The organism is Gorillibacterium massiliense, from assembly GCF_000455485.1.
In the GTDB taxonomy this organism is placed as follows: Bacteria; Bacillota; Bacilli; order Paenibacillales; family NBRC-103111; genus Gorillibacterium; species Gorillibacterium massiliense.
The window spans coordinates 44,563-66,325 of record NZ_CBQR020000114.1; the positions used below are offsets into that span (position 1 = coordinate 44,563).

The 21,763-nt window shown below is 51.4% G+C and carries 25 protein-coding genes; 4 read left to right on the forward strand and 21 right to left on the reverse strand.

Annotation, left to right across the window (positions count from 1 at the left end; genetic code table 11):
- Positions 1-45 precede the first annotated feature (45 nt).
- From TJ79_RS28205 to TJ79_RS15940, 3 genes are all read left to right on the forward strand, one after another.
- Positions 46-288, forward strand: a complete 243-nt coding sequence (locus tag TJ79_RS28205; protein WP_052339642.1) for a class I SAM-dependent methyltransferase — start codon at positions 46-48, stop codon at positions 286-288.
- Positions 289-310: 22 nt separating this feature from the next.
- On the forward strand, positions 311-652 hold the full coding sequence (locus TJ79_RS28210) for a class I SAM-dependent methyltransferase (protein ID WP_052339643.1): 342 nt from the start codon (positions 311-313) through the stop codon (positions 650-652).
- 175 nt (positions 653-827) lie between these two features.
- Positions 828-1,565: a C1 family peptidase gene (locus TJ79_RS15940; protein WP_052339644.1), complete on the forward strand. Its 738-nt coding sequence runs from the start codon at positions 828-830 to the stop codon at positions 1,563-1,565.
- 23 nt (positions 1,566-1,588) lie between these two features.
- On the opposite strand, the gene TJ79_RS26785 is transcribed toward TJ79_RS15940, so the two are convergent.
- Complete coding sequence (locus TJ79_RS26785) at positions 1,589-1,924, reverse strand: site-specific integrase (RefSeq protein ID WP_337588952.1); 336 nt, start codon at positions 1,922-1,924, stop codon at positions 1,589-1,591.
- A 374-nt stretch (positions 1,925-2,298) separates the two neighbouring features.
- Between TJ79_RS26785 and TJ79_RS15945 the strand changes: the two genes are divergently transcribed.
- Positions 2,299-2,685 (forward strand): hypothetical protein, encoded by a 387-nt coding sequence (locus TJ79_RS15945; RefSeq protein ID WP_052339645.1) that lies wholly within the window; start codon positions 2,299-2,301, stop codon positions 2,683-2,685.
- Between the two features lie 87 nt (positions 2,686-2,772).
- On the opposite strand, the gene TJ79_RS15950 is transcribed toward TJ79_RS15945, so the two are convergent.
- From TJ79_RS15950 to accB, 20 genes are all read right to left on the reverse strand, one after another.
- Positions 2,773-4,068 carry an ammonium transporter gene (locus TJ79_RS15950; RefSeq protein WP_040951328.1) on the reverse strand — a complete coding sequence of 432 codons (1,296 nt, stop codon included), beginning with the start codon at positions 4,066-4,068 and terminating at the stop codon, positions 2,773-2,775.
- Between the two features lie 161 nt (positions 4,069-4,229).
- Positions 4,230-4,397: a hypothetical protein gene (locus TJ79_RS28215; protein WP_238323030.1), complete on the reverse strand. Its 168-nt coding sequence runs from the start codon at positions 4,395-4,397 to the stop codon at positions 4,230-4,232.
- A 202-nt stretch (positions 4,398-4,599) separates the two neighbouring features.
- On the reverse strand, positions 4,600-5,406 hold the full coding sequence (gene spo0A, locus TJ79_RS15955; RefSeq protein WP_040951329.1) for a sporulation transcription factor Spo0A: 807 nt from the start codon (positions 5,404-5,406) through the stop codon (positions 4,600-4,602).
- A 251-nt stretch (positions 5,407-5,657) separates the two neighbouring features.
- Complete coding sequence (gene spoIVB / locus TJ79_RS15960) at positions 5,658-6,983, reverse strand: SpoIVB peptidase (RefSeq protein WP_238323031.1); 1,326 nt, start codon at positions 6,981-6,983, stop codon at positions 5,658-5,660.
- 113 nt (positions 6,984-7,096) lie between these two features.
- Positions 7,097-8,821, reverse strand: a complete 1,725-nt coding sequence (recN, locus tag TJ79_RS15965) for a DNA repair protein RecN (RefSeq protein ID WP_040951331.1) — start codon at positions 8,819-8,821, stop codon at positions 7,097-7,099.
- Between the two features lie 7 nt (positions 8,822-8,828).
- The gene (gene ahrC / locus TJ79_RS15970; RefSeq protein WP_040951332.1) at positions 8,829-9,278 is read right to left on the reverse strand and encodes a transcriptional regulator AhrC/ArgR; all 450 of its coding nucleotides are present in this window, start codon (positions 9,276-9,278) and stop codon (positions 8,829-8,831) included.
- A complete protein-coding gene (locus TJ79_RS15975; protein WP_052339646.1) occupies positions 9,275-9,745 on the reverse strand; it encodes a hypothetical protein in 471 nt (156 codons plus the stop codon). The genes ahrC and TJ79_RS15975 overlap by 4 nt, the downstream gene beginning before the upstream one ends.
- A gap of 143 nt (positions 9,746-9,888) precedes the next feature.
- Entirely contained in the window at positions 9,889-10,716 is an 828-nt protein-coding gene (locus tag TJ79_RS15980; protein ID WP_040951333.1) for a TlyA family RNA methyltransferase, read from the reverse strand.
- Positions 10,717-10,751: 35 nt separating this feature from the next.
- Positions 10,752-12,671 (reverse strand): 1-deoxy-D-xylulose-5-phosphate synthase, encoded by a 1,920-nt coding sequence (gene dxs, locus TJ79_RS15985; RefSeq protein WP_040951334.1) that lies wholly within the window; start codon positions 12,669-12,671, stop codon positions 10,752-10,754.
- On the reverse strand, positions 12,625-13,251 hold the full coding sequence (locus TJ79_RS15990; protein WP_040951335.1) for a hypothetical protein: 627 nt from the start codon (positions 13,249-13,251) through the stop codon (positions 12,625-12,627). The genes dxs and TJ79_RS15990 overlap by 47 nt, the downstream gene beginning before the upstream one ends.
- A gap of 815 nt (positions 13,252-14,066) precedes the next feature.
- A complete protein-coding gene (locus tag TJ79_RS15995; RefSeq protein WP_040951336.1) occupies positions 14,067-14,969 on the reverse strand; it encodes a polyprenyl synthetase family protein in 903 nt (300 codons plus the stop codon).
- 99 nt (positions 14,970-15,068) lie between these two features.
- The gene (xseB, locus tag TJ79_RS16000) at positions 15,069-15,314 is read right to left on the reverse strand and encodes an exodeoxyribonuclease VII small subunit (RefSeq protein WP_040951337.1); all 246 of its coding nucleotides are present in this window, start codon (positions 15,312-15,314) and stop codon (positions 15,069-15,071) included.
- Entirely contained in the window at positions 15,298-16,695 is a 1,398-nt protein-coding gene (gene xseA, locus TJ79_RS16005; protein ID WP_238323032.1) for an exodeoxyribonuclease VII large subunit, read from the reverse strand. The genes xseB and xseA overlap by 17 nt, the downstream gene beginning before the upstream one ends.
- Positions 16,667-17,533, reverse strand: a complete 867-nt coding sequence (folD, locus tag TJ79_RS16010) for a bifunctional methylenetetrahydrofolate dehydrogenase/methenyltetrahydrofolate cyclohydrolase FolD (protein ID WP_040951338.1) — start codon at positions 17,531-17,533, stop codon at positions 16,667-16,669. Before folD ends, xseA begins: the two co-directional genes overlap by 29 nt.
- Before the next feature lie 29 nt (positions 17,534-17,562).
- Complete coding sequence (gene nusB, locus TJ79_RS16015) at positions 17,563-18,030, reverse strand: transcription antitermination factor NusB (RefSeq protein WP_040951339.1); 468 nt, start codon at positions 18,028-18,030, stop codon at positions 17,563-17,565.
- A gap of 316 nt (positions 18,031-18,346) precedes the next feature.
- Positions 18,347-18,574 carry a DUF2273 domain-containing protein gene (locus TJ79_RS16020; protein WP_040951340.1) on the reverse strand — a complete coding sequence of 76 codons (228 nt, stop codon included), beginning with the start codon at positions 18,572-18,574 and terminating at the stop codon, positions 18,347-18,349.
- Between the two features lie 15 nt (positions 18,575-18,589).
- On the reverse strand, positions 18,590-19,153 hold the full coding sequence (gene amaP / locus TJ79_RS16025) for an alkaline shock response membrane anchor protein AmaP (RefSeq protein WP_040951341.1): 564 nt from the start codon (positions 19,151-19,153) through the stop codon (positions 18,590-18,592).
- Between the two features lie 148 nt (positions 19,154-19,301).
- Positions 19,302-19,712, reverse strand: a complete 411-nt coding sequence (locus TJ79_RS16030; RefSeq protein WP_040951342.1) for an Asp23/Gls24 family envelope stress response protein — start codon at positions 19,710-19,712, stop codon at positions 19,302-19,304.
- A 72-nt stretch (positions 19,713-19,784) separates the two neighbouring features.
- Positions 19,785-21,143 (reverse strand): acetyl-CoA carboxylase biotin carboxylase subunit, encoded by a 1,359-nt coding sequence (accC, locus tag TJ79_RS16035; protein ID WP_040951343.1) that lies wholly within the window; start codon positions 21,141-21,143, stop codon positions 19,785-19,787.
- An 18-nt stretch (positions 21,144-21,161) separates the two neighbouring features.
- Positions 21,162-21,656, reverse strand: coding sequence for an acetyl-CoA carboxylase biotin carboxyl carrier protein (gene accB / locus TJ79_RS16040; RefSeq protein ID WP_040951344.1), 495 nt, complete (start codon positions 21,654-21,656; stop codon positions 21,162-21,164).
- Positions 21,657-21,763 lie beyond the last annotated feature (107 nt).

A 21,763-nucleotide genomic window follows, 5' to 3' on the forward strand; every position in this document is an offset into this window, starting at 1 on the left:
ATTTTTCTCAATCTCCGATTCATTCTGATCCCAGAGGTGCAAGCCATGGAAAAAGCGAAACGAATCCGCATATTTGACAAACAAGCCGATCAATACGACAAGTCCCGGGAAAGCCTCCAGCAGAAGTTATGGCGTCAACATTTGATTGCTCATGCCAAAGGCCGCGTACTTGAGCTTGCGGTTGGAGCAGGAGCCAATTTTCCTTTTTATCCTCCGTCCGTCAGAATCACCGCAGCCGACTTCAGCTCCGCTATGCTGGATAAAGCGCCAAGCCGCAACCCGGTATAGGCTAGATGTAGAATTTCACTGCATGGACATGGAAGAGATGCAATTTCCCGACCGGTCCTTCGACACCATCGTATCCACGCTATCCATGTGCAGCTACGAGCGCCCTTCCGTTGTGTTGGAAAAGATCAACCGGTGGTGCAAGCCTGATGGACAAATCCTGCTGATGGAGCACGGTATCAGCACCAATTTACCACTTTCCCTCATCCAACGAACTCTCGACCCTCTCCTGCACCGAACCGTCGGCTGTCATTTTACAAGAAACATTCCTGCATTGGTGCACCAGTCCGGAATCGAAATCGTCAGCTCGGAAAGTCGCTGGATGAACATGGTCCACCTAATCCGGGGGAAACCGGGTGAAGTATAAAACGGAAGGACATAAAGCGGCGTAAATCAATTGTTCTCATCCTAGCAGTGAGAGAGGCACTACGTCAATTTGGGGACACCAGAACGAAGTTATCGAATATGTTGTCAAATAGAATAACATCCATTATTTCATAGAGATTATTATCCGATTTCAAAGTGATGAAGGAGCGATTCTAATGAGTAACATTGTTTATTCGTTAAAGAAAGACGCTGATGATTCAAGGGATTATATCTTTAACCATGCCACCCACATCGCAATCCCGCCAATTGTGGACTTGCGCCCGCATTTCCAACCTATCGTTGACCAAGGGCAACTAGGTTCTTGCACGGCTAATGCGATTGTTTCTGGGTTACGGGAGTATTACATGCACCAAATGGGAAATGATACTCAGCTTTCCCGCCTTTATTTTTACTATAAAGAGCGTGAACGGGAAGGTACAATTAACGAGGACAGCGGTGCGTCACTCCGCGACGGAATGAAAGTGATTACCTCTGTCGGCTGTGCTTTGGAAAAAGACTTTCCGTACATCATCAAAAACTTCACGAAGAAACCATCCCCGCAGGCAGACGCTGATGCGCCGAAATATCGGCTTAGCACCTATCACCGCGTAACGAATCTGAGCAGCTTAAAAAGCGCCTTGGCTGTTGATAAACCTGTCGTTTTGGGTATCGCGGTTTATGAGTCTTTCGAGTCTCAGAGCGTGGCTAATACAGGGATCGTACCCATGCCGGGAGCGGGGGAAAAATATCTAGGCGGTCATGCCGTACTTGCAGTCGGTTATGACGACACGAAGCGTGTGGTTATCGTCCGCAATTCGTGGGGTGCAGGCTGGGGAGATAAAGGCTACTTTTTCTTGCCGTACGCTATGTTCAGTACCAGGCAATATATATCCGACATGTGGATTGCACAATAACAACACCGGTTTGCCAGCCTCCATCAGCTCCAATGTGGATGATCTGCATCAATTCTATAGCCAATATAGTTCCTCCCGATCTCTTCATCGGTGAAGTCAAGGTATGCGGACTTGGTTACTTCCACGGAGCTATGCCCTAAATTGCGGCATAAGCTGAACCAATCACCATTATTCAAAATGTAATACTTCGCGAAATTTGACCTTAATTGATGCGGATAAAGTCGCACTCCTACCCGTTCTCCTGCTTCCCTCAATGCCCTTTCGTAGTTCCCAATCTCCAATTGTGTTCCTCTAGTTGTTGGAATTAAGAACGGACTATCGGAATAACGGTCTTTGTATTGCATCCAGTTTAATCTCATTTGACGAATTGAACGAGAAGTAAACAAACCGCTCAATGTTCGACAAACCGTAACTGTATGTTGCAAGGAAGGCAATCAGAGCAAAACGGAGTTTGTCTGATGTTCTTTTGATAAGTGAGTTGGTATATGATGCAAGACGGCATCGGAGCACACCTTTTGGATGGCAATAAAGCAGTTTTCTATATAGTCGGCAATGTAATCGTTATCTTCACCTGTCCCTGCCGTTTACGGGCGCAGGTGAGGCCCTTTCTTCTTGTTCGGAAGCTGTTGCTCCTCGGGTTCGGGTTAAATTTTAGGGGTTTTCATCCTCGCTAGAATGGTGTAAACTATTCATAGTGTAATTATACTTCACATATGAAGACAGGTGAGCTATCATGATATTCGCGCTTATCGCGGATTATTCCCTTCCTCGACCCATATCCAGCAAACCCGGAGAGCTTCTGCCGTTCTTGGAAGCCTATATCGCCCGGAAGCAGCAGCAGATCGATGAGATTACACAGGTTGTTGAACGCTACGAGAAGAAGCAGGCCGCGGAAGAACGCGCCTACCAAACCATGTCGCCCTTGCGCCGCATGCTGTCCGGCAAGAAACCGGATCATCATCTGGCCGTCGAATACATTCACTATGTGAAGAAGCCGATGGAGCAGGTTCGGAAGCTGCGTGCGGAGATTGAAGCCGTCCAGGAGGCGCTGGCCCAGAATCCGCTGAAGAAAGAAGATCTGCCGGAAGAAATTCGCAATCAGATCATCTCGAATATGTAATATGCAGCATAGTAGAAGCCGGTTGAAGAAGGCGGTAGTCGCCTTTACAACCGGCTCTTTCTTTTGCCAAACCAGATCGCTATGATCTCATGATCTCAGACTGTCTACATCGATGAAGTCATGATCTTGACTGTAGGCCGGAACGCCATGTATGCCCACATCCAGACCGACCAGCTCCTCGTCTCGGCTGACGCGAACGCGAACGATGCGGTTGATCAAGGTAAAGGCGATCCAGGTAAGAACGAAGCCCCATACAGCGACTGTGGCCAGCCCTAAAGCTTGTACGCCAAGCAGCTTCCAGCCGCCGCCATAGAACAAGCCGTAATAGCCTTGGCCGGTTCCCTTGGTCAAGGCCGGTGTCGCGAACAGGCCCACGGCCAAGGTGCCTAAGCTGCCGCTGACGCCGTGCACGGCGAAGGCGCCTACCGGGTCGTCCACCTGGCGGCCCTCCAGGAACTCCGTGGCGAAGACCATGGCCAAGCCGCAGACGGCGCCGATCAGGATGGCGGCGGTATCCGTTACGAAGGCACAGCCGGCGGTGATGCCCACCAAGCCGGCCAAGGCTCCGTTGATGACCATAGGCGGGTCTGCCTTGCGGTAGCGGAACATGGTGAACAGGATGCAGGTCATTCCTCCTGCCGAGGCGGCCAGCATCGTCGTTACGGCGATATGGCCGATGGCCGGGTTGCTCGCGCTTAAGGTGCTGCCGGCGTTGAAGCCGAACCAGCCGAACCAGAGGATGAAGGCGCCGACGGAGGCGAGGGGCAGGTTGGAAGGCGGAACGATGTTCGCCGTGCCGCTAGAGGAGAACTTCCCGATCCGGGGTCCGATGAAGATTGCAGCTGCAAGGGCGGCGAAGCCTCCCAGTGCATGAATTGCCGCCGATCCGGCGAAGTCGATCATACCCAACTTGTTGAGCCAACCGCCCGTACCCCAGATCCAATGTCCGGAGGTGGGATAGAGCAGGCCGGTCATGACGATGGTATAAAGGATGTAGGCACGGAAGTTGATCCGCTCCGCCACCGCGCCGGAGACGATGGAGATGACGGCAATGACGAAGGCGCATTGAAACAGCCAGTACGTATCGTGGCTGATGGAAAGCTTGATGTGGGAGAGATCTCCTTTCAACATGAAACCGGTAGTGCCGATCAGTCCGGAAGCATCCTTCCCGTACATAAGGGCGAAGCCGAATATGTAGAAAATCAGGGCGCCGAAGACGATGTCGACGAACACCTTCATAATGATGCTGACCGCATTCTTCTGGCGGACAAAGCCCGCTTCCAAAAGGGCGAAGCCGCCTTCCATCAAGAGAATCATGGCTGCGGTTAAGACGACCCAGATCGTATCCAGTCCCTGGGAAATCTGTTGGGGACTGATGTCCATGATGTAATCACTCCTTACAAGCGTTTTCTTATTGTGGCGCATTTCACATTATAAGTCGGTGTTAAGAAATATGTCAACGAACTTATGACAGCTAAACTGACATATATAACAAGTGATGTGAGGTTTTTTTGAACAGCAGCAAACGCTTTCGTGATAGCCTATCAGAGCGGCCATAAGGCGGATGATCTGCCTCCGATGCCGTATTCGTCTTCCGGCTCGGCATCCAACGGAACGGCGGACGACTTGCCGCCTCCGCCTTCTCGGAGAGGACCTTCCTTCGACGGCTGGCATAACTCTGCGCACCGGGGCCCTCCTTCATCCCCCGACAATAAAGCATGAAATTATCCAATTGAAATTCATATCCGGTCAACACAAATACCGCCATTCATAGGTTTTTGTAAACCCAATAAATAAGCGGTATTGGTTGGTTTATTATTTCGAAGTTTATCGGCTTAAAACACCCGTTTTCGGATATTTTTCGCCATCCCTGCATTTGCTATTGACACGCTCAACCCCACGTCACCTCTTCGTTCAGCTCACCTTATGCTCAATCCGCAGCTTGTCGGCGACCATGGCGATGAACTCGCTATTGGTCGGCTTCGATTTGCTGATGTTGATCGTGTAGCCGAAAATGAAGCTGATGCTGTCGATGTTGCCCCGGGTCCAGGCCACTTCAATGGCGTGGCGAATGGCGCGTTCCACACGGGACGGCGTCGTCTTGTAACGCTCGGCGATGGCCGGATATAGCGTCTTGGTGATGGCGCCGAGAATCTCGATGTTGTTGTACACCATCGTGATGGCTTCCCGCAGGTATTGATATCCCTTGATATGAGCCGGCACGCCGATTTCATGGATGATGCTGGTGATGTTGGCGTCCAGATTTTTCGTTTTGCCCAGTTGAATGACATTGGTTTTCTGAGCGGATATGTGAGAAGTGGTGATAGAGGATTGCACGTTGTTGCCCACAAGCTGACGGATTCGGTTCGTTAGTACGTCCATATCGAAAGGTTTCAATATGTAATACGAAGCTCCGAGCTGCACCGCTTTCTGGGTGATATTCTCCTGACCGAAGGCGGTCAGCATGATGACTTTCGGCTGCGGATTCAAATTCGATTCCCTCAGTTGCTCCAACACGCCCAATCCGTCGAGATGGGGCATGATGATATCCAGGATGAGCACATCTGGAGCTTTCTTCGCCTGTTCCATGTAACGGAGAACCTCGTTCCCGTTATAAGCGATCCCGACGACGGTCATGTCGTCTTGTTCATTGATAAACTCCGCAAGCAAAGCTGTAAACTCCCGGTTGTCATCAGCCAAAAGCACATCAATCTTTTGCAACGTTCTGATCCTCCTTTTTAGTGGGTCCAAATCCATTTACAAATCTTTCTAGTAACACATATTCGACAAGTAAAATACAATTCCTTCTGTCGAAAAACATTTTTCTTTATTATTCATTATAATTAGGTTATAATGAATAATTTATTTTAATTTTCGTACTTTTTCGACAAGGATGATAACAGAACGACATCCTTTGAGAAAAAAGAAGACAAAACCCCGCTTCCAAGCCAAAGCTTGAGCGGGGTTTCCCTTTATCCGGCTTGTTGCGACAAGGTGGATCGACTCATGAGCCCTGCATCCCGCAGCATCCACTCGATAAAGCAGCCATAGCCTGAAGTCGGATCGTTAACAAAGACATGGGTTACGGCTCCGATGATTTTTCCATTTTGGATGATGGGGCTGCCGCTCATCCCTTGAACGATGCCTCCGGTTTGTTCAAGCAAACGGGGATCGGTTATCTTGATTACCAGCCCTTTTGTAGCCGGATAATCCTGCCGGGCCACCTTGGTGATCCGAATATCGAATTTTTCCACCTTCTGGCCGTTTACCACTGTATAAATCTGAGCAGGGCCTTCCTTTACTTCATGTGCGAGGGCAACGGGAATGGCTCGATTCTCTACGCCGAAGTCCGGAACGCTGGCCATTCTGCCGAAGATTCCGAAAGCCGTATTTTTTTCAATGTTGCCAAGCTTGCGGCTCTCCCTGAAAAAGTTGGCGATTTTTTCGCCGGGATCTCCATTTTGGCTCTTGGATATGGATGTGACGATGGAATGGACGATTTCGCCGCTCCCGACCGCAATGGGCATCTGGGTATCCAGATCGCTGATCACGTGTCCTAAAGCGCCGTAGCGCTTCTGCTCAGGGGCGTAAAACGTCAACGTCCCGACACCTGCTGCCGAATCGCGAATGTAAAGGCCGAGGCGGTAATTTTTCTCCATCTCATCATAGACCGGATTCAGATTCACTTTCATCGTTTCTCCGCGTCTTTTTACAATAAGCCGTAGAGGTTGTTTGGTCTTGCCGGCCGTATTGACAAAGCCCGATACTTTAGAAACATCGTTCACCGATACGCCGTTAATGCTGAGTATCGTGTCGCCTACCCGAATGCCGGCCATTTCACCAGGCGACACCTTTTTGTTCCCAGGAACATTTACCATATGATGACCGACAATCATAATTCCTTCCGACTTCAGTTTCACACCAATCGTCTGACCGCCGGGAATCACTTTGAGATCGGGAATGACGTTGATTTTTACCGTTTTAAAGGGGATCTTGCCCAGCAAGTTGACGCGCATTTCCGTTTGTCCGGCATGGGCGGACTTTAATCGAATGGGTTCTTTCAGGTTGAATTGGGAAGAATACCGGTTAGAGCCGTTGATTTGTACAATCGAAGGATCGCTTACGGTGATCCGGCCCATGACGGGCATATCCAAATTGAGCTTGGCGTCTTGACCGGAAAACATATCGAGCTGCCTGGGAAAGTTGGCAAGGCAGCGGAAAGGGGCGGTGAAGGAGAAGAAAATAAGCGATGAAGCTAAAATGAGTCCAAATAAACGTTTGAGGCTGCCGGGGTTCAAGCACATCACGCTCCTTTTCGTCGTCGGCGTACCTATACTTTAACCCCGTGCCTATTGTTTTATTACTGAAAATGATTCCGAATAAGCCGCGTCATTCCTGAACTTTTTCGCCCTTACCCGGCAAATTTTCGAGTCTCCGCCATGGTGATCATTTCCTTGGCATGGCTCAGCGTCGTTCCCGTCACTTCCACGCCGCCCAGCATCCGCGCCAATTCTTCAATCCTGCCGTTATCATCCAGGTGAATGACCTTGGTATAGGTTCGTTCTCCACTAACGGTTTTTTGGATCAAGTAGTGCGCGTCCGCCATACAAGCGACCTGCGGCAAGTGGGTAATGGAAAAGACTTGGCAATCCCGGGACAAACGCGATAGCTTCTCGGCAATGGCTTGAGCCGCTCTGCCGCTTACCCCCGTATCCACTTCGTCAAAAACAAGCACGGGTATACGGTCAACTTTGGCAAAGATCGTTTTCATCGCCAGCATTATTCGGGAGAGCTCCCCGCCGGAGGCGATTTTGCTTAGTCCGCGCAGAGGTTCCCCAGGATTGGCGGATATAAGAAACTCCACCTCGTCAAATCCGCCACGCGTCAGCCTGACATTGCGCCCCTCTACCATGGGACCATGATGATCCTCCAGCGATTCGAGGCGCACCGCAAAACGGGTGCGTTCCATCTGCAAATCTACAAGTTCTTTCTCAATGGCAGACGACAATGTGTCTGCAGCAGCCCGACGCAAACGGGATAGCTGCATCCCAAGACCGGTCAGCACTGCCAGCTCCACTTCCGTTTCCTGCGCCAACTTTTGGATGTGCTCGTCTTTATGCTCAATGAGGGAGAGCTCTTGCTTGATTTTTTCCAGATAATGAAGAATGTCCTCGATGCTGTCCCCGTATTTCCGCCGCAAAGAAGCGATGACGTCCAAACGGCTTTCAATCTCATTGATTCGTTCCGGATTGAACTCGATTTGGTCACGGTAATCCCGCAGTTGAAAAGCCGCATCCTCCAACTGATAATAAGCTGACTGTATCTGCTCCAGCAGAGGGTTCAAGCTTGGGGCATCCAGGGAGGCGATATCCTGCAGCTTTTGCATGGAGCGGCCCACCGCTTGCAAGCCTTTGCCCGACTGAATGCTGTCATATGCTTCGTTGATGTTAGAATACAGCTTCTCGGCATTGGCCAGCTTCCGTTTCTCCTCCTGAAGGGCCTCCATCTCTCCGGGCTTAAGTGCTGCAGCCGTGATTTCTTCGATTTGGAAACGGTATAGATCCTGCATCTGCAAAGCTTGTTTGCCGCTCTCCAGAAGCTCACGCCACTGTTTCTTCAAGGAACTGTACCGGTCATAAGAGATCTGATATGCCGTCAAGGCATCCTGCAGTTCCGTCCCCCCGTACAAATCGAGCCAGTGAATATGCTGTTCAATTTTCAAAAGCGATTGGTGCTCATGCTGTCCGTGAATATTCACCAGCCAATCGCCGATCTCGCGCAGCATCGTCTGATTGACCAGCTGGCCGTTGATGCGGCTTGTGCTTTTTCCGGAGGACGTAATCTCACGGCGAATGACGATGGGCTCGGAAGCGTCGGAGGAGACGCCCAGACTTTCCAAAGCCGTCCATACGGGATGATCGGCGTCCATGTCAAACATGGCCTCGATCTCGGCTTTGTCGCTGCCGTAGCGAACAAGGTCCGCGGATGCACGCCCACCGGCGACAAGACCGAGGGCATCGATGATGATGGATTTACCTGCGCCAGTTTCCCCAGTCAGCACTTGAAAACCTTTTTCAAAGGACAATTGTACTTCTTCGATGACAGCCAAGTTGCGGATGTTCAGTTCCGTTAACAACGTTATCTCACCCCAGCATCGCCATAATCTCGTTCACAAAATTCACGCTCTTGTCCTTGGATCGGCAAATGATCAAGATGGTGTCGTCGCCGCAGATCGTACCCATTACGTCGTTCCAATCGATGCCGTCGATGAGAGCGCCGATGGCGTTAGCCGTACCGGGTAAACACTTCATCACCACCAGATTGTCCGTATAATCGATGCTTACAAACTGATCGACCAAGGCCCGTTTCAACCGGTTCAAAGGATTGAATTTCTGCTCGGCAGGCAGAGCGTATTTGTAGCGCCCGTCTGCCGTTGGCGTCTTGATCAGGTGAAGTTCTTTGATATCGCGAGATACCGTGGCTTGTGTAACATTGAACCCAGCGTTTCGGAGGGCATCCACCAGATCGTCCTGAGTCTCAATTTCCTTTGACATTAAGATTTCTTTGATTTTGACATGCCGTTGACCCTTCATCGTTCCACCTCAAACTCAATACTTCGGATTTTTTTTGTTTCCGGTTCTACATAAAGAATACCTGACGCTTCTTCATACACAAGCCCGTATACCAAAAGCCGGTCCCGCAGTCCGCTGCCTGTCCATTCCAGCGGCATCCGCTCTCTGGCGATTTTCACGATATACAGTTTATCGTCTTTACGGGCAAAATGATCAATATAGAGGCGGCTTTCCATATTGAGCCCACCGGCAGCCTCTCCTCCGTCAATTTTAATGGATAAAGGGATGCGCCGTTTCACCGTCATCACTTCATAACCGTTTCGCTCCAACAGCTCTACGGCGTCCGTAACGGGAATCTCCGGGTCCGTCTCTACCGGCCACGCTCTTCTGGGCGGAGCCATCCACCATCGTTTAGCCCCCCAGCCTAGCCAAAGGGCAAGTACTACCAATACCAGCAGGAAAACGAGCCCGTCCCCAGGTTCCAGCATGAAAACTCACCCCGAAAGTTGGTTTACTCGCTAACATTCGCTTTGTGCCGTCCATTTTCCTGCCTGAATGCGGTATCCTCCATCGGAGAACCTTTAATATAACCTATCTTTAAACGCAAAAAACCTATCCGTAAAGGACAGGCTCAGGCAAAGGTCTGGGCAGCTGCAGCAACAACCTCAGCCGCAAGCTTCCGTACCTCTTGCTCATCGAAATCGACAGGTTCCCCCACCAGTTTCCACAACGCCAAAAATTCGATATTTCCTTCTCCGCCCGTAATGGGGGAGTAAGTCAATCCCTCTAAAGCGTATCCGGCAGCATAGGCGAACATCACAATGGTCTCCAGCACGTCCCGATGAACGGCGGAATCGCGTATAATACCCGACTTGCCTACCTTGTCCCGCCCTGCTTCGAACTGTGGCTTGATCAGCGCCGCAACTTTGCCTTCCGGCTTTAGGATGCCCGCCAAGGGAGGAAGCATCAGCTTCAGGGAGATGAAAGATACGTCGATACTGGCAAAATCAGGCTGAGGACCTGGCAAGTCCGCCAACTTCAAGTAGCGGAAGTTGGTGCGTTCCATCACCGTCACCCGCTTGTCCGACCGAAGTGACCAGTCCAGTTGATTGTAGCCAACATCAACGGCATATACATGGGCAGCCCCATGCTGAAGAGCGCAATCCGTGAAACCGCCGGTAGAAGCCCCGATATCGAGCATGACCGCGCCTTCAAGATTCAGCGAAAAATGCTTAAGCGCCTTCTCCAGTTTCAGTCCTCCCCGGCTCACATAGGGATGTACTGCGCCTTTTACCGTAATGGCTGCTGTTCGGGGGAGCTTCGTGCCGGCTTTCTCCACCCGTTCTCCATCGGCTATAACCAGGCCAGCCATCACGGCGGCCTTCGCTTTTTCCCTGCTTTCGTAATATCCCTGCTCCACAAGCAGGACGTCTATGCGCTCTCGCTCAATAGCGGACATAAGCTCTCCTTTTTCGGTTACCGGCGGCTAGCCGGTTAAATGGACCTTGCGGCATGTGCTCTGGCCGAACGCGGCAACAAGGATTGGATTTGCGCTGCTAGCCCTTCAGCAGTGAGGCCCACTTCCCGCCGCTGCTCCGGAATGCTGCCATGCTCGACGAAATAGTCCGGCACACCGATGTTCTTGATGTGTAAACCGTATATGCCCCGGTCCGCATAGAACTCAAGCACCGCACTGCCGAACCCGCCTTTCCGGACTCCTTCTTCCACCGTAAGAATATGGTAACGCCCCTTCGCCAATTGCAGCAGCATCTCTTCGTCCATCGGCTTGATGAAGCGGGCATTGACGATCTTCGGCTGAATTCCTTGAGAACGCAGTAAATCGGCGGCTTCTTCCGCTACCTTCACCATCGGCCCGACGGCCAGAATAGCAACCGTCTCGCCTTCACGGACCGTTTCCCAGGTTCCGATGGGAAGCGGCTCCAGTTCATGAAGGGGCTTTAGCCCGTACCCGTTAACCCGAGGATAACGGTAAGCGATAGGCCCGCCGTCATAGTCCAGCGCCGTCTTCATCATGCGCCGCAGCTCATTCTCATCTTTGGGCATCATGATCACCATATTGGGCAAGCTCCGCAGAAAGGCAATATCGTAAACTCCTTGATGGGTTTCCCCGTCAGGACCGACAAACCCAGCACGGTCAATGGCAAAGGCGACATTGAGGTTCGGACGGCAAATATCGTGCACAACCTGATCATAAGCCCGTTGCAAGAAGGTGGAATAAACGGCGAAAACCGGTTTTAAGCCTTCCTGGGCTAAGGCAGCGCAAAGTGTCGCCGCATGCTGTTCAGCAATTCCGACATCGATCATTCGTTTCGGAAAGCGCTCGGCGAACTTCATAAGCCCCGATCCGCCAGGCATTGCCGGCGTGACGGCGACGATCCGCTCGTCCTGCTCCGCCAAATCGATGAGCGTGCTGCCGAAAACCTCGGTATACATGGCTGGACCGACGGCTTTGATCATCTGCCCGGACTCGATTTTATAGGCGCTTGCTCCATGCCAAGCATGGGAGTCCGCCTCGGCGTGGGTATACCCTTTGCCCTTCAAGGTGACGACGTGAATCATCACAGGGCCTTTTACTTTATCTGCCTGCTTGAAGGTTTCCAACAACTGCGTCAGGTTATGGCCGTCAACAGGCCCAAAATAGGTGAAGCCCAGCTCTTCGAACAACACGCCGGGAACAAGCAAATACTTCATGCTGTCCTTCACCCGTTCCACCGTTTTGGCCAGGGACTCGCCGATTGCCGGGATCTTTTTGAGCAGCGCTTCGATTTCTTCTTTTGCTTTTTTATAATGACGGTCTGCCCGGATTTTCGTTAAGTAATTGTGCATCGCCCCTACGTTGGGAGCAATGGACATTTCATTGTCATTGAGCACGATAGTAAGCTTTGTTTGCTCATGACCGATATGGTTCAGCGCTTCAAAAGCCATGCCGCCCGTAAGAGCTCCGTCACCGATCACGGCGACGACCTTGTTTTGGCCCCCTGTGAGATCCCTGGCGGTGGCCATGCCCATAGCGGCGCTTAGCGATGTGCTGCTGTGACCCGCTTCCCAAACGTCATGCTCGCTCTCGCTGCGTTTGATAAAACCGCAGAGCCCGTTTGACTTGCGCAAGGTATCAAACCGATCCTTCCGGCCCGTCAAGATTTTATGGACATACGACTGATGCCCGACATCGAAAATAATCCGATCCCGGGGGCTTGTAAAATGATAGTGTAACGCCAGGGTAAGCTCCACCACGCCTAAGTTGGAGGATAGATGACCGCCTGTAACCGACAGCTTCTCGATGAGAAAACGTCTGATGTCCTCGGCCGCCTGCTCCAACTCAGGGATGGATAAGGCTTTCAAATCTTCAGGCCGATTGATTCGTTCGAGCACGTTTGTTTCCCCGCTTCCCATTCTGCGATTTAGTTTTGCGTTTCGGAGTAAAAATACGAATTCCCAACCTTTTTTCCAAAAAATAGAACAGCTTGCCGATCAACAAAACAACCTTCGTCGAATTATGAATGGCGTATGATTTTCCAAGGGCCTTACCGCCTACGGTCATAGCTGAAACGCATGCTGTAAATACAATGCTGATAAAGGTTTCCGCCATTCCGCCGTTTCCGCCTAGCAGTTTGATAACGACCGCTGCACTGGCTGCACCGCTGATGACGCTGGCCACGTCGCCAACTACGTCATTGCAAAAGTTAGAAAAACGGTCCGCATTGCGCACGATGTAGATCGCATGCTTCGCACCCGGAAGCTTCTTGGAAGCCATGCCGTGAAACGGCGCTTCGGTAGCGGCGGCAGCCGCAAGCCCCATGATATCGAAAATAATGCCAACCATGACGATCATCAGCACAATCACCATACCAATGGCCCAACTTACCCCTTCCAACACGGCGGTAGAGGTAATCGTAATGATGCAGGCCAGGATAAAGGTGACGATGGATATAAAAATACTCCACCGAATGGAGTCTTTAACCGAATATTTCATTCCCGCTCCCCAATCAAGGAATAAACATGGCTAGTGAATACGCGATGATTCCGGCAAAAAGTCAGGAGTGGCAGCTTTCTGAGTAAACGCTGTGGCTTAGGTCCAGTAGGTTTTCCCAAACGGATCTCCCCCGCGTCGCCGCCGAGGCGGTTTCCCATTATACCCGCTTTGTTGCCGTTGCCGGTCATCAGACTGGATTGCCACTCAGACCACACTATAATCCTCAAAAAGCCACACATACCGTGAACAGTCTAGGAGTTTTCCTCGACAGCCCTTAACCGATTTTTAGCCTCTTTTGCAAACTTGATTTCATACGGCAACCGGTGCAAGCTCCTTTGGCCAAAGAAACGGGCTCCTCTATCCGTAATCCCCTCAACATTCGCTCAAGGCAGGCTACGCTGCACGCAAGTCATTTTAGCGGGCCAGCGGTTGCGATACCGCCGGAGCAAGTGATACTCGCAAATTGCAGGTTCATACCCCAAGCCGTAGCCGCACGAAAGGTTTGCCATAATATCTCGCGCCTTTCGATATTGACCACGCACTTGGGCCTCCGCGGAAGCAGGGTCAACGCCCACATGCCATTGTGGATCGCCCTGCAACCTTAACTCCCAGCATCAACCCCCAACTGGGCGTTGAAAGCCAACACCAGGAACTTCATCGATGTGCCCTTTGACGAATTTTTAGGCCCGCCTTCAAAATCGGTAGACTGACTAGAATACTGCGCCACTCCGCTTTTATGATAAACATTATAACATAGACCCCATACCCGCTCAACGGATGGCAAGCGGTTCACCTAATATATGGGAAAAATAGGGTCAATGGTCTCTCTTCATCAAATAATCCGCAAGGGCGAGCAGTTTATCGGGAAATGGGAAGCCAGCGGCGAGTATCGCCTGTTTCGCCGTCTGCGTCAGTTCCTCCACTTTCTTCTGAGAGGCTTCTATGCCGTACAAATAGGGATAGGTAACCTTCATCATCTTCTCATCGCTGCCAAGGGGCTTACCCAGCTTGTCCTCATCTCCGGTCAAGTCAAGGATATCGTCCTGGATTTGAAAAGCGAGGCCAATAGCATACCCGAACTTTTCCAGCGCCAGCAGATGCTCATCTCCCGCTCCGGCTGAACGGGCTCCTGCTTTCAAAGAAAAGACGATCATATCCCCCGTTTTGTGGGTATGGATATAATCCAGCTCTTCCCCGGTGGTTTGCCCCTGCTCACCCTGCAGATCCGCCACTTGACCGCCCACCATACCGGAGGGACCAGCGAGAAGCGCCAGATCTGCAACGATGGCAAGACATTGCTCCGCCGGAACACCAAAACGGCTGAACATTTTGGGGATTAAAGCGAAAGCATGTGTCAGTAAGCCGTCGCCAGCCATAATGGCCATTGCTTCCCCGAATACTTTATGGTTGGTCAGCTTGCCCCTGCGGTAATCATCATTATCCAGCGCCGGCAGGTCATCGTGAATCAGGGAATAGGTATGCACCATTTCAACGGCGCAAGCGGCGGGCAGAGCCGCATCCTTTTTCCCGTTTAGCGCCGCGGCGGCTGCAAGGACGAGAATCGGACGCAGCCTTTTCCCACCTGCCATCAAGGAATACAGCATCGATTCTTTTAGAATCGGCGGCATCTCCATACGGTCAAAGCTGCGCTTCAACTCTTCCTCTATAGCCTTTGCCTCGCCTTTGATATAATCCGCAATCGTCAAATACCCGTCCATTGTCAATTCCCGTTCACCTTTCGGGCGCCGCTGGCGCAGTCATTATATGAGACCCGATATATGTCTTGTGGTGCGTATTACAATTTCGTGCGTTCCCGATTAATCTGCCGAATTATCGGTAGCAAAAGGTTTCTTCACCAAAGCGCCGTTCTCTTCTACTAGCATCTCTATCTTTCGCTCTACTTGCTCCAACTTGTTTCCGCATAGCTGGGACAGCTGCATCCCTTCCTGAAACAGATCGATCGCTTTCTCAAGGGGCACATCGCCGTTCTCCAGCCGGGCTACGATCAGCTCCAGCTTTTCCATTGCCTGCTCAAAGCTGAGTTCTTCAGTTTCCTTGGCCATTGTTCGATTCCTCCATAGACCAGACATGGGCCGTCAGTTTGCCGTCCGACAGCTGTATTTTCACGATATCGCCAAGTTGCACGGTATTGATGGAACGGACGAGTTTCTTCTCTTTTTCGTCGAAAACAAGGCTGTACCCCCGCGACATTACCTTCAGCGGACTGAGGGCATCCAACTGGCGTACGGCGGATTGAAAGCCAGATTTACTCGCCTGCTGCTTCACCCGCATCGCGGACAGAAGCTGCTTGTTCATGGAAGCGAGACGCTTGCGGGCAAAATCCGCTTGCTCACCGGGATGATGGGCGATCACTGATTGCTTAAGCTTGGACATCCGATGTTTTTCCTGGGTTAAACGCGCATGCATGCGGTAACCCAGCAACTCGCGCAACCGGTCCAACTGCTGGACGGGCTCCCGCAGCTGCCGCCGCGGATTCGAAAGAGCCTGCGACCGCAGTAAAATATCCAACCGTTTGCGGTTATCCGCAAGCCGCTTCATCAGCGCACGCTGCAGCTGTCCCGATTCGTAGTGAAGCTTCTGCTTCAGCTCCAGATGGTGGGGGACAGCCAGTTCAGCCGCTGCGGTAGGCGTTGCCGCTCGTATATCGGCGACGAAATCGGCGATGGTAAAATCCGTTTCGTGGCCAACCGCTGAGATCACCGGAATACGGGAAGCGAAGATGCTTCTCGCCACGATCTCCTCGTTGAAGGCCCATAGCTCTTCGAGAGAGCCGCCGCCACGGCCGACAATAAGCACGTCGGCTTCCTGCCGCTCGTTCATCGCTTCCACCGCCTTGACGATGGAAGGGGCCGCTCCTTTTCCCTGCACGAGTACCGGGTACAGGATGATATTGACGGAAGGGTACCGCCGCTGCAGCGTAATTAAAATATCCCGTACGGCCGCGCCCGTAGGGGATGTGATGACGCCGACGGTTTTGGGTAGTCTCGGGATCGGCTTTTTCCGTTCAGCAGAAAACAGCCCCTCCCTCTCCAGCTTCATCTTCAACTGCTCAAAAGCGAGATAGAGGCTGCCGATGCCGTCCGGCTGCATTTGCGTCACATAGAATTGATACTGGCCGTCTCGCTCATAAACGGAAACGCTGCCCCGGGCAAGCACCCTCGTGCCTTCCTTTGGAATAAACGGAAGCCGTTGATTGTAAGAAGCGAACATGATGCTCTTCAAGCGGCTCTCCGCATCCTTCAAAGTGAAGTACATATGGCCGCTGCCATGATGGGTAAAGTTGGAGATTTCCCCCCGCACCCACACATCCTGAAACAGCGGCTCGCCCTCCAGCTTGCGCTTGATCAGCCGGTTCAAATCCTTTATCGAGAGAACGTTATCCTGTTCGATGCCATTATCGGGCTGGTACATTGGGTCCGGCATGCTCAGCCGCCTCCAGTGTGTTTTTCAAAAGCATAGTAATCGTCATGGGACCGACGCAGCCCGGTACAGGGGTTACGTAACTTGCCGTTTCCAGCACATCATTGAAATCTACATCGCCGCACAGCTTATCGTTTTCATCCCGGTTCATCCCAACGTCGATAACGATGGCGCCCGGTTTGATATATTCCTTGGTTACCATTTTGGCACGGCCTACGGCTGCGATCAGGATATCCGCCTGACGCGCGATTTCCGGCAAGTTATCCGTGCGGGAATGGCAGACGGTAACTGTCGCATTTTCTCTCAGCATGAGCATCGCCATCGGCTTGCCCACAATATTGCTGCGGCCGATAATGACGGCATGCTTGCCCGCTAAAGGCACGTTCAAATAGCGCAATACTTCGATCACACCAGCAGGCGTACAGGGCAGCAGACCTTTTTTGCCGATCATCAGATTGCCGACGTTAATAGGGTGAAAGCAGTCCACATCTTTGTGAACGGAGATGGTGTCGATCACCGTCTCTTCATTGATGTGCGCCGGCAAAGGCAGTTGCACCAAAATGCCGTTAATCCGAGGATTCACATTCAACTGGCTGATCAATGTCAAAAGCTCTTGTTCTGACGTTTCTTCCGGCAGCCGGTGGAGTTCGGAATACATGCCTACCTCATGGCAAGCTTTCTCCTTGTTGCGAACGTAAACAGCCGAAGCAGGATCGTTGCCCACCAAAATAACAGCGAGTCCCGGCTGTCTTCCTTCGTTGGCCATGCGGTGCACTTCCTGCTTGATGCCGTCGCGAACGGAAGCGACGATTTCTTTCCCGTTGATTATCGTTGCGGTCATGTCGTTCTCCTCCTCCGGTTGATATCTTTTTATTGCTCTTTCCCTGCAGCGCTCTGCGTCTTGAGCTTGTCCAGGTCTTGTATCATTTTACCCAAAACTCCATTGACGAACTTCCCGGATTCCTCCGTCCCGAAATGCTTCGCCAGTTCAATGGCTTCATTGACGACAACCTTCGGCGGAACATCGTCCCGGTAGATCATCTCGTAAGCGGCCAGCCGCAGCACCTCTTTGTCGATACGGGACAGCCGGTCTATCTTCCAGCCTTTCAAATAAACCTTCAACACTTCGTCGATAACAGGCAGGTTGCCGATGGTTCCTTCCACTAGCTCCTGAATAAACTCCACGGCGATATGCTCGCCGCCAACTTGCAGCTCCGCCTCGTTGTCATGCTCGGCCTCGGAAACCGCCGCCACGATAGCCTCATGGGGCGTCACCTCATTCATCTCGATCTGATACAAGCTCTGTATGGCCAGCTCTCTGGCAACCCGTCGCTTCATGCCTTTTCTCTTCCTCTCTCATATCCTAAAATCCGCGAAGCTTGTCCGCAGGCTGTTTTCTTCATGCTTTTGTGTATGATTTATTATTTCCTTGAATTGTAAAGGCGGAGCAGTTGGAATCGGGTGGAGAAGCGCTAGCGTTCGCCTTTGTGAGCGGATGGCCTCCTCTGTGTTTTTTTCAATGAAGCCATCCGCGAGCAACAGCGATCGGAACCCGATTCCGAACTGTGGAGTCTTTACTCATTCAAGATGCTTTATCATTTTCCCACAAAAAAATCCATGAAGAAAACAGCCCGGAGGCTGATCTTCACGGATTTTACCTGAACATTCGCCATCTATCCGTCAACCATTGCCAAAGATCGTAAAATCCGGGTATCGGCTCGCGCCGATCAAGCTTCCTACCCACATGATACCCGATAAAAACAATGAAAGCAAAAATCAGCATATCCCAAAATCCGGCCAGCAGATAAACCAGACCCAACAGCAATCCGAAAGCCGAGCCGATGATTTTACCGATGTGCTGGAGAAAAAATTCACGCCACATGGATGAAAACCACCCCTATTCCACTCTGCTTTTGAAGGTATTGGCACTTTGCGCGACATTGGCAACGTAAACCGAAACGCTTGCTGTCGGAATGCCGGTAATATCCTCCAAGTGGTTTTTCACAGCTGCTTGGATCTCTTCGATCAATGTCGGGATGGAGGTTTCCCCGTCAACGACGGTGCGGAGTTCGATATCCAGCCCTGCATTGGATACTTTCACCCGTGCCTTCAAATCCCGCACGCCTCTGGAGCGGGTTGCCGCTTTCAGAGCGAGATTTTCAATGGTATCCACCGAAATCTTGATATCCCCGAATTCTGTCCGCTGATCGATGGAAGGCACATTCGAATTACTGGACGGCCGAATGGCGATAAACAGCAAACGGAATGCGATGATGAGCAGGACAATGCAGACTGCGATGAATGTAACCGCTGTGTAATTATCGTTATAAATGTTGGTTAGATAGCTCTTTGCATCGTCGAACGGTACAAATCCGAAGCTGGCCATCAAGCAAAAAATCAACGCTGCGATGGCAGCGAGACTGAACAAAACAAGCAGGAAACGATCGATGATCTTAGCCACTTTGGCTTGTCCCTCCTGAATGGGAAGAAGGAGCCCTCCCGAATGCAAACGGACAAAGTCGTTCAATCCGATCCTTGCCCGAATGCAAGGGCTGGCCCCTTCTCCGGTACGTTCATATAAGAAAGTGTTTATCGAAGTACAATCCGGTTTATTTTACTCTGGACTGACTAGGCTCTTCTTCGGAAGACTTGTCTACGCTCTTGAACTGCACATCATGAATGTGCACGTTGACTTCGACGACATCAAGACCGGTCATGGATTCGATGGCGCGCTTCACATTGTTTTGAATTTGCCCTGCGACTTCAGGAATTTTGTATCCATATTCGATGATGATGGAGACATCCACTGCCGCTTCCTTTTGGCCAACTTCAACTTTGACGCCCTTGGCTAAATTTTTACGACCGAGCAATTCGACAACTCCGCTGGCAAAGCCGCCGCTCATACCGGCAACGCCTTGAACTTCTACTGCAGCGAGTCCTGCAATCACTTCAATGACTTCGGGAGCAATCTGAATATTGCCCATTTCGGTTTTTTCATAATCTGGGACGATCGAACTCATTTCATTCCCTCCAAAGGCTAGCTTGGTTAATCTTACTATATCATTTGCACTTCTTTATGACAAACAGGGATTTCAAGAATCCGCGTCATTCACATCGTGTTCTTCCAAAAACTTAATATCGAAATCGCCGCTCAAAAACCGCTTGTGATCCAACAGTTTCAAGTGAAAAGGAATCGTCGTGCGGATGCCTTCAATTGCAAACTCGGAAAGCGAGCGTTTCATTCTGGCGATGGCTTCCTCTCGGGTGCTGCCCCATACAATCAGTTTTGCGATCATCGAGTCGTAATGAGGCGAGATGGTATAACCGGTATAAGCGGAGCTGTCAACCCGTACCCCCAATCCTCCGGGAGGCAGATAAAATTCGATTTCTCCAGGTGACGGCAGGAAATTGCGGGCAGGATCTTCCGCATTGATCCGGCACTCGATGGCGTGCCCGTTGATTTGGATGTCATCCTGGTTGAAGGACAAAGGCGCGCCTTGGGCGACATTGATCATTTCTTTGATCAGATCGACGCCGGTCACCCATTCGGTAACCGGGTGCTCTACCTGAATCCGTGTATTCATTTCCATAAAATAAAATTGTCCGTCGGGAGCAAGCAAAAACTCCAATGTACCAGCGCCGGAATAGTTAACGGCTTTCGCCGCACGAACAGCGGCGGCTCCCATTGCATTGCGCAATCCAGGTGTGAGCGTAGAGCAAGGGGCTTCTTCCACCAGTTTTTGCCGACGGCGCTGAACGGAGCAATCCCGCTCGCCCAGGTGGACGACATTCCCGTAATTGTCCGCCATGATTTGAATTTCCACGTGCTTCATGCCGGTTAAAAATTTTTCAAGGTATACGCCAGCGTTGCCAAAGGCTTTCTGAGCTTCCTGCTGGGCTGCCGTAATTTGCTGCACCAGCGTCTCTTCATCCTCGGCAATGCGGATGCCTTTGCCTCCGCCGCCTGCAGTTGCCTTGATGATGACCGGAAATCCGATTTCCTTGGCCAACTGAACCGCTTCGTCCAAATCTTCCACAAGACCATCGGAACCGGGAATGACCGGAACATCGGCGGATTGCATCGTTTGCTTGGCCATGGACTTGTCGCCCATTCGGCTAATCGCTTCCGGCGACGGGCCGATGAAAGTGATGCCGCAGCTTCGGCAAATCTCCGCGAAATCAGCGTTTTCCGCCAGAAAGCCATAACCAGGGTGAATCGCATCGGTATCGGTCAACGTGGCGACGCTCATGATATTGGTAAAATTCAAGTAACTGTCTTTCGATAAAGTTGGCCCGATGCAGTATGCCTCATCCGCAAGGCGTACATGTAGGGATTCTCGGTCCGCTTCCGAATAGACGGCCACGGTGAATATCCCCATTTCACGGCAAGCGCGGATGATCCGTACCGCAATTTCGCCGCGGTTGGCGATCAGGACTTTATTGAATCTCATTGCTTAGCCTCCATCCGCTTACTTCTTCACCAGGAACAAAGGTTGGCCGTACTCAACCAACTGCCCATTGTCAACGAGAATCTCTACGATCTCTCCCTTAACTTCAGCTTCGATTTCGTTCATCAGTTTCATCGCTTCGACGATGCAGACAACGGATTTCTCCGTCACCTTGCTGCCAATATTAACGAAAACCGGAGAATCGGGAGCAGGGGATTGGTAAAAGGTTCCCACCATCGGAGAAACGATCCGGTGCAGATTGGAGGTATCCGGTTCAGCCGCTGGAACGGCGACAGGTGCCGATGCTGACGGCGCCGCTAGTTGTTCCGAAAGAACGGATAGAGTAGGAGCCGGTATGTATGCCTGCCCTGCCGGAGCGGCAGCTACCGTCAAAACTTCCGATTTTACAGGCTTACGAATAGCCAAACGATAATTATCATTTTGAATTTCCAACTCTTGCAGTGAAGATTGATCAATGAGTTTGATCAGTTCCTTGACCTCGCTTAACTTGAACACTTCCACTTCACTCCTTTGGTTCGGCCCCCCAAACGTCAGAATCTGCTTCAAAGCAGAATCGTTAAACGGGGTTACTGGGATCGGACTCGTCCAGGAAAACGTTTTAG

Coding starts and splice junctions, on each gene's coding strand:
- TJ79_RS28205 (WP_052339642.1), top strand. CDS start 46: ATGGAAAAAGCGAAACGAATCCGCATATTTGACAAACAAGCCGATCAA.
- xseA (WP_238323032.1), bottom strand. CDS start 16,695: ATGCCGGACCCAATGTACCAGCCCGATAATGGCATCGAACAGGATAAC.
- TJ79_RS26785 (WP_337588952.1), bottom strand. CDS start 1,924: ATGAGATTAAACTGGATGCAATACAAAGACCGTTATTCCGATAGTCCG.
- TJ79_RS15940 (WP_052339644.1), top strand. CDS start 828: ATGAGTAACATTGTTTATTCGTTAAAGAAAGACGCTGATGATTCAAGG.
- TJ79_RS15945 (WP_052339645.1), top strand. CDS start 2,299: ATGATATTCGCGCTTATCGCGGATTATTCCCTTCCTCGACCCATATCC.
- accC (WP_040951343.1), bottom strand. CDS start 21,143: ATGAGATTCAATAAAGTCCTGATCGCCAACCGCGGCGAAATTGCGGTA.
- folD (WP_040951338.1), bottom strand. CDS start 17,533: ATGACCGCAACGATAATCAACGGGAAAGAAATCGTCGCTTCCGTTCGC.
- TJ79_RS15980 (WP_040951333.1), bottom strand. CDS start 10,716: ATGTCCGCTATTGAGCGAGAGCGCATAGACGTCCTGCTTGTGGAGCAG.
- TJ79_RS15990 (WP_040951335.1), bottom strand. CDS start 13,251: ATGAAATATTCGGTTAAAGACTCCATTCGGTGGAGTATTTTTATATCC.
- TJ79_RS16030 (WP_040951342.1), bottom strand. CDS start 19,712: ATGAGTTCGATCGTCCCAGATTATGAAAAAACCGAAATGGGCAATATT.
- TJ79_RS15950 (WP_040951328.1), bottom strand. CDS start 4,068: ATGGACATCAGTCCCCAACAGATTTCCCAGGGACTGGATACGATCTGG.
- TJ79_RS28210 (WP_052339643.1), top strand. CDS start 311: ATGGACATGGAAGAGATGCAATTTCCCGACCGGTCCTTCGACACCATC.
- TJ79_RS15995 (WP_040951336.1), bottom strand. CDS start 14,969: ATGGACGGGTATTTGACGATTGCGGATTATATCAAAGGCGAGGCAAAG.
- dxs (WP_040951334.1), bottom strand. CDS start 12,671: ATGGGAAGCGGGGAAACAAACGTGCTCGAACGAATCAATCGGCCTGAA.
- nusB (WP_040951339.1), bottom strand. CDS start 18,030: ATGAAGCGACGGGTTGCCAGAGAGCTGGCCATACAGAGCTTGTATCAG.
- TJ79_RS15975 (WP_052339646.1), bottom strand. CDS start 9,745: ATGCTGGAACCTGGGGACGGGCTCGTTTTCCTGCTGGTATTGGTAGTA.
- TJ79_RS16020 (WP_040951340.1), bottom strand. CDS start 18,574: ATGTGGCGTGAATTTTTTCTCCAGCACATCGGTAAAATCATCGGCTCG.
- xseB (WP_040951337.1), bottom strand. CDS start 15,314: ATGGCCAAGGAAACTGAAGAACTCAGCTTTGAGCAGGCAATGGAAAAG.
- ahrC (WP_040951332.1), bottom strand. CDS start 9,278: ATGAAGGGTCAACGGCATGTCAAAATCAAAGAAATCTTAATGTCAAAG.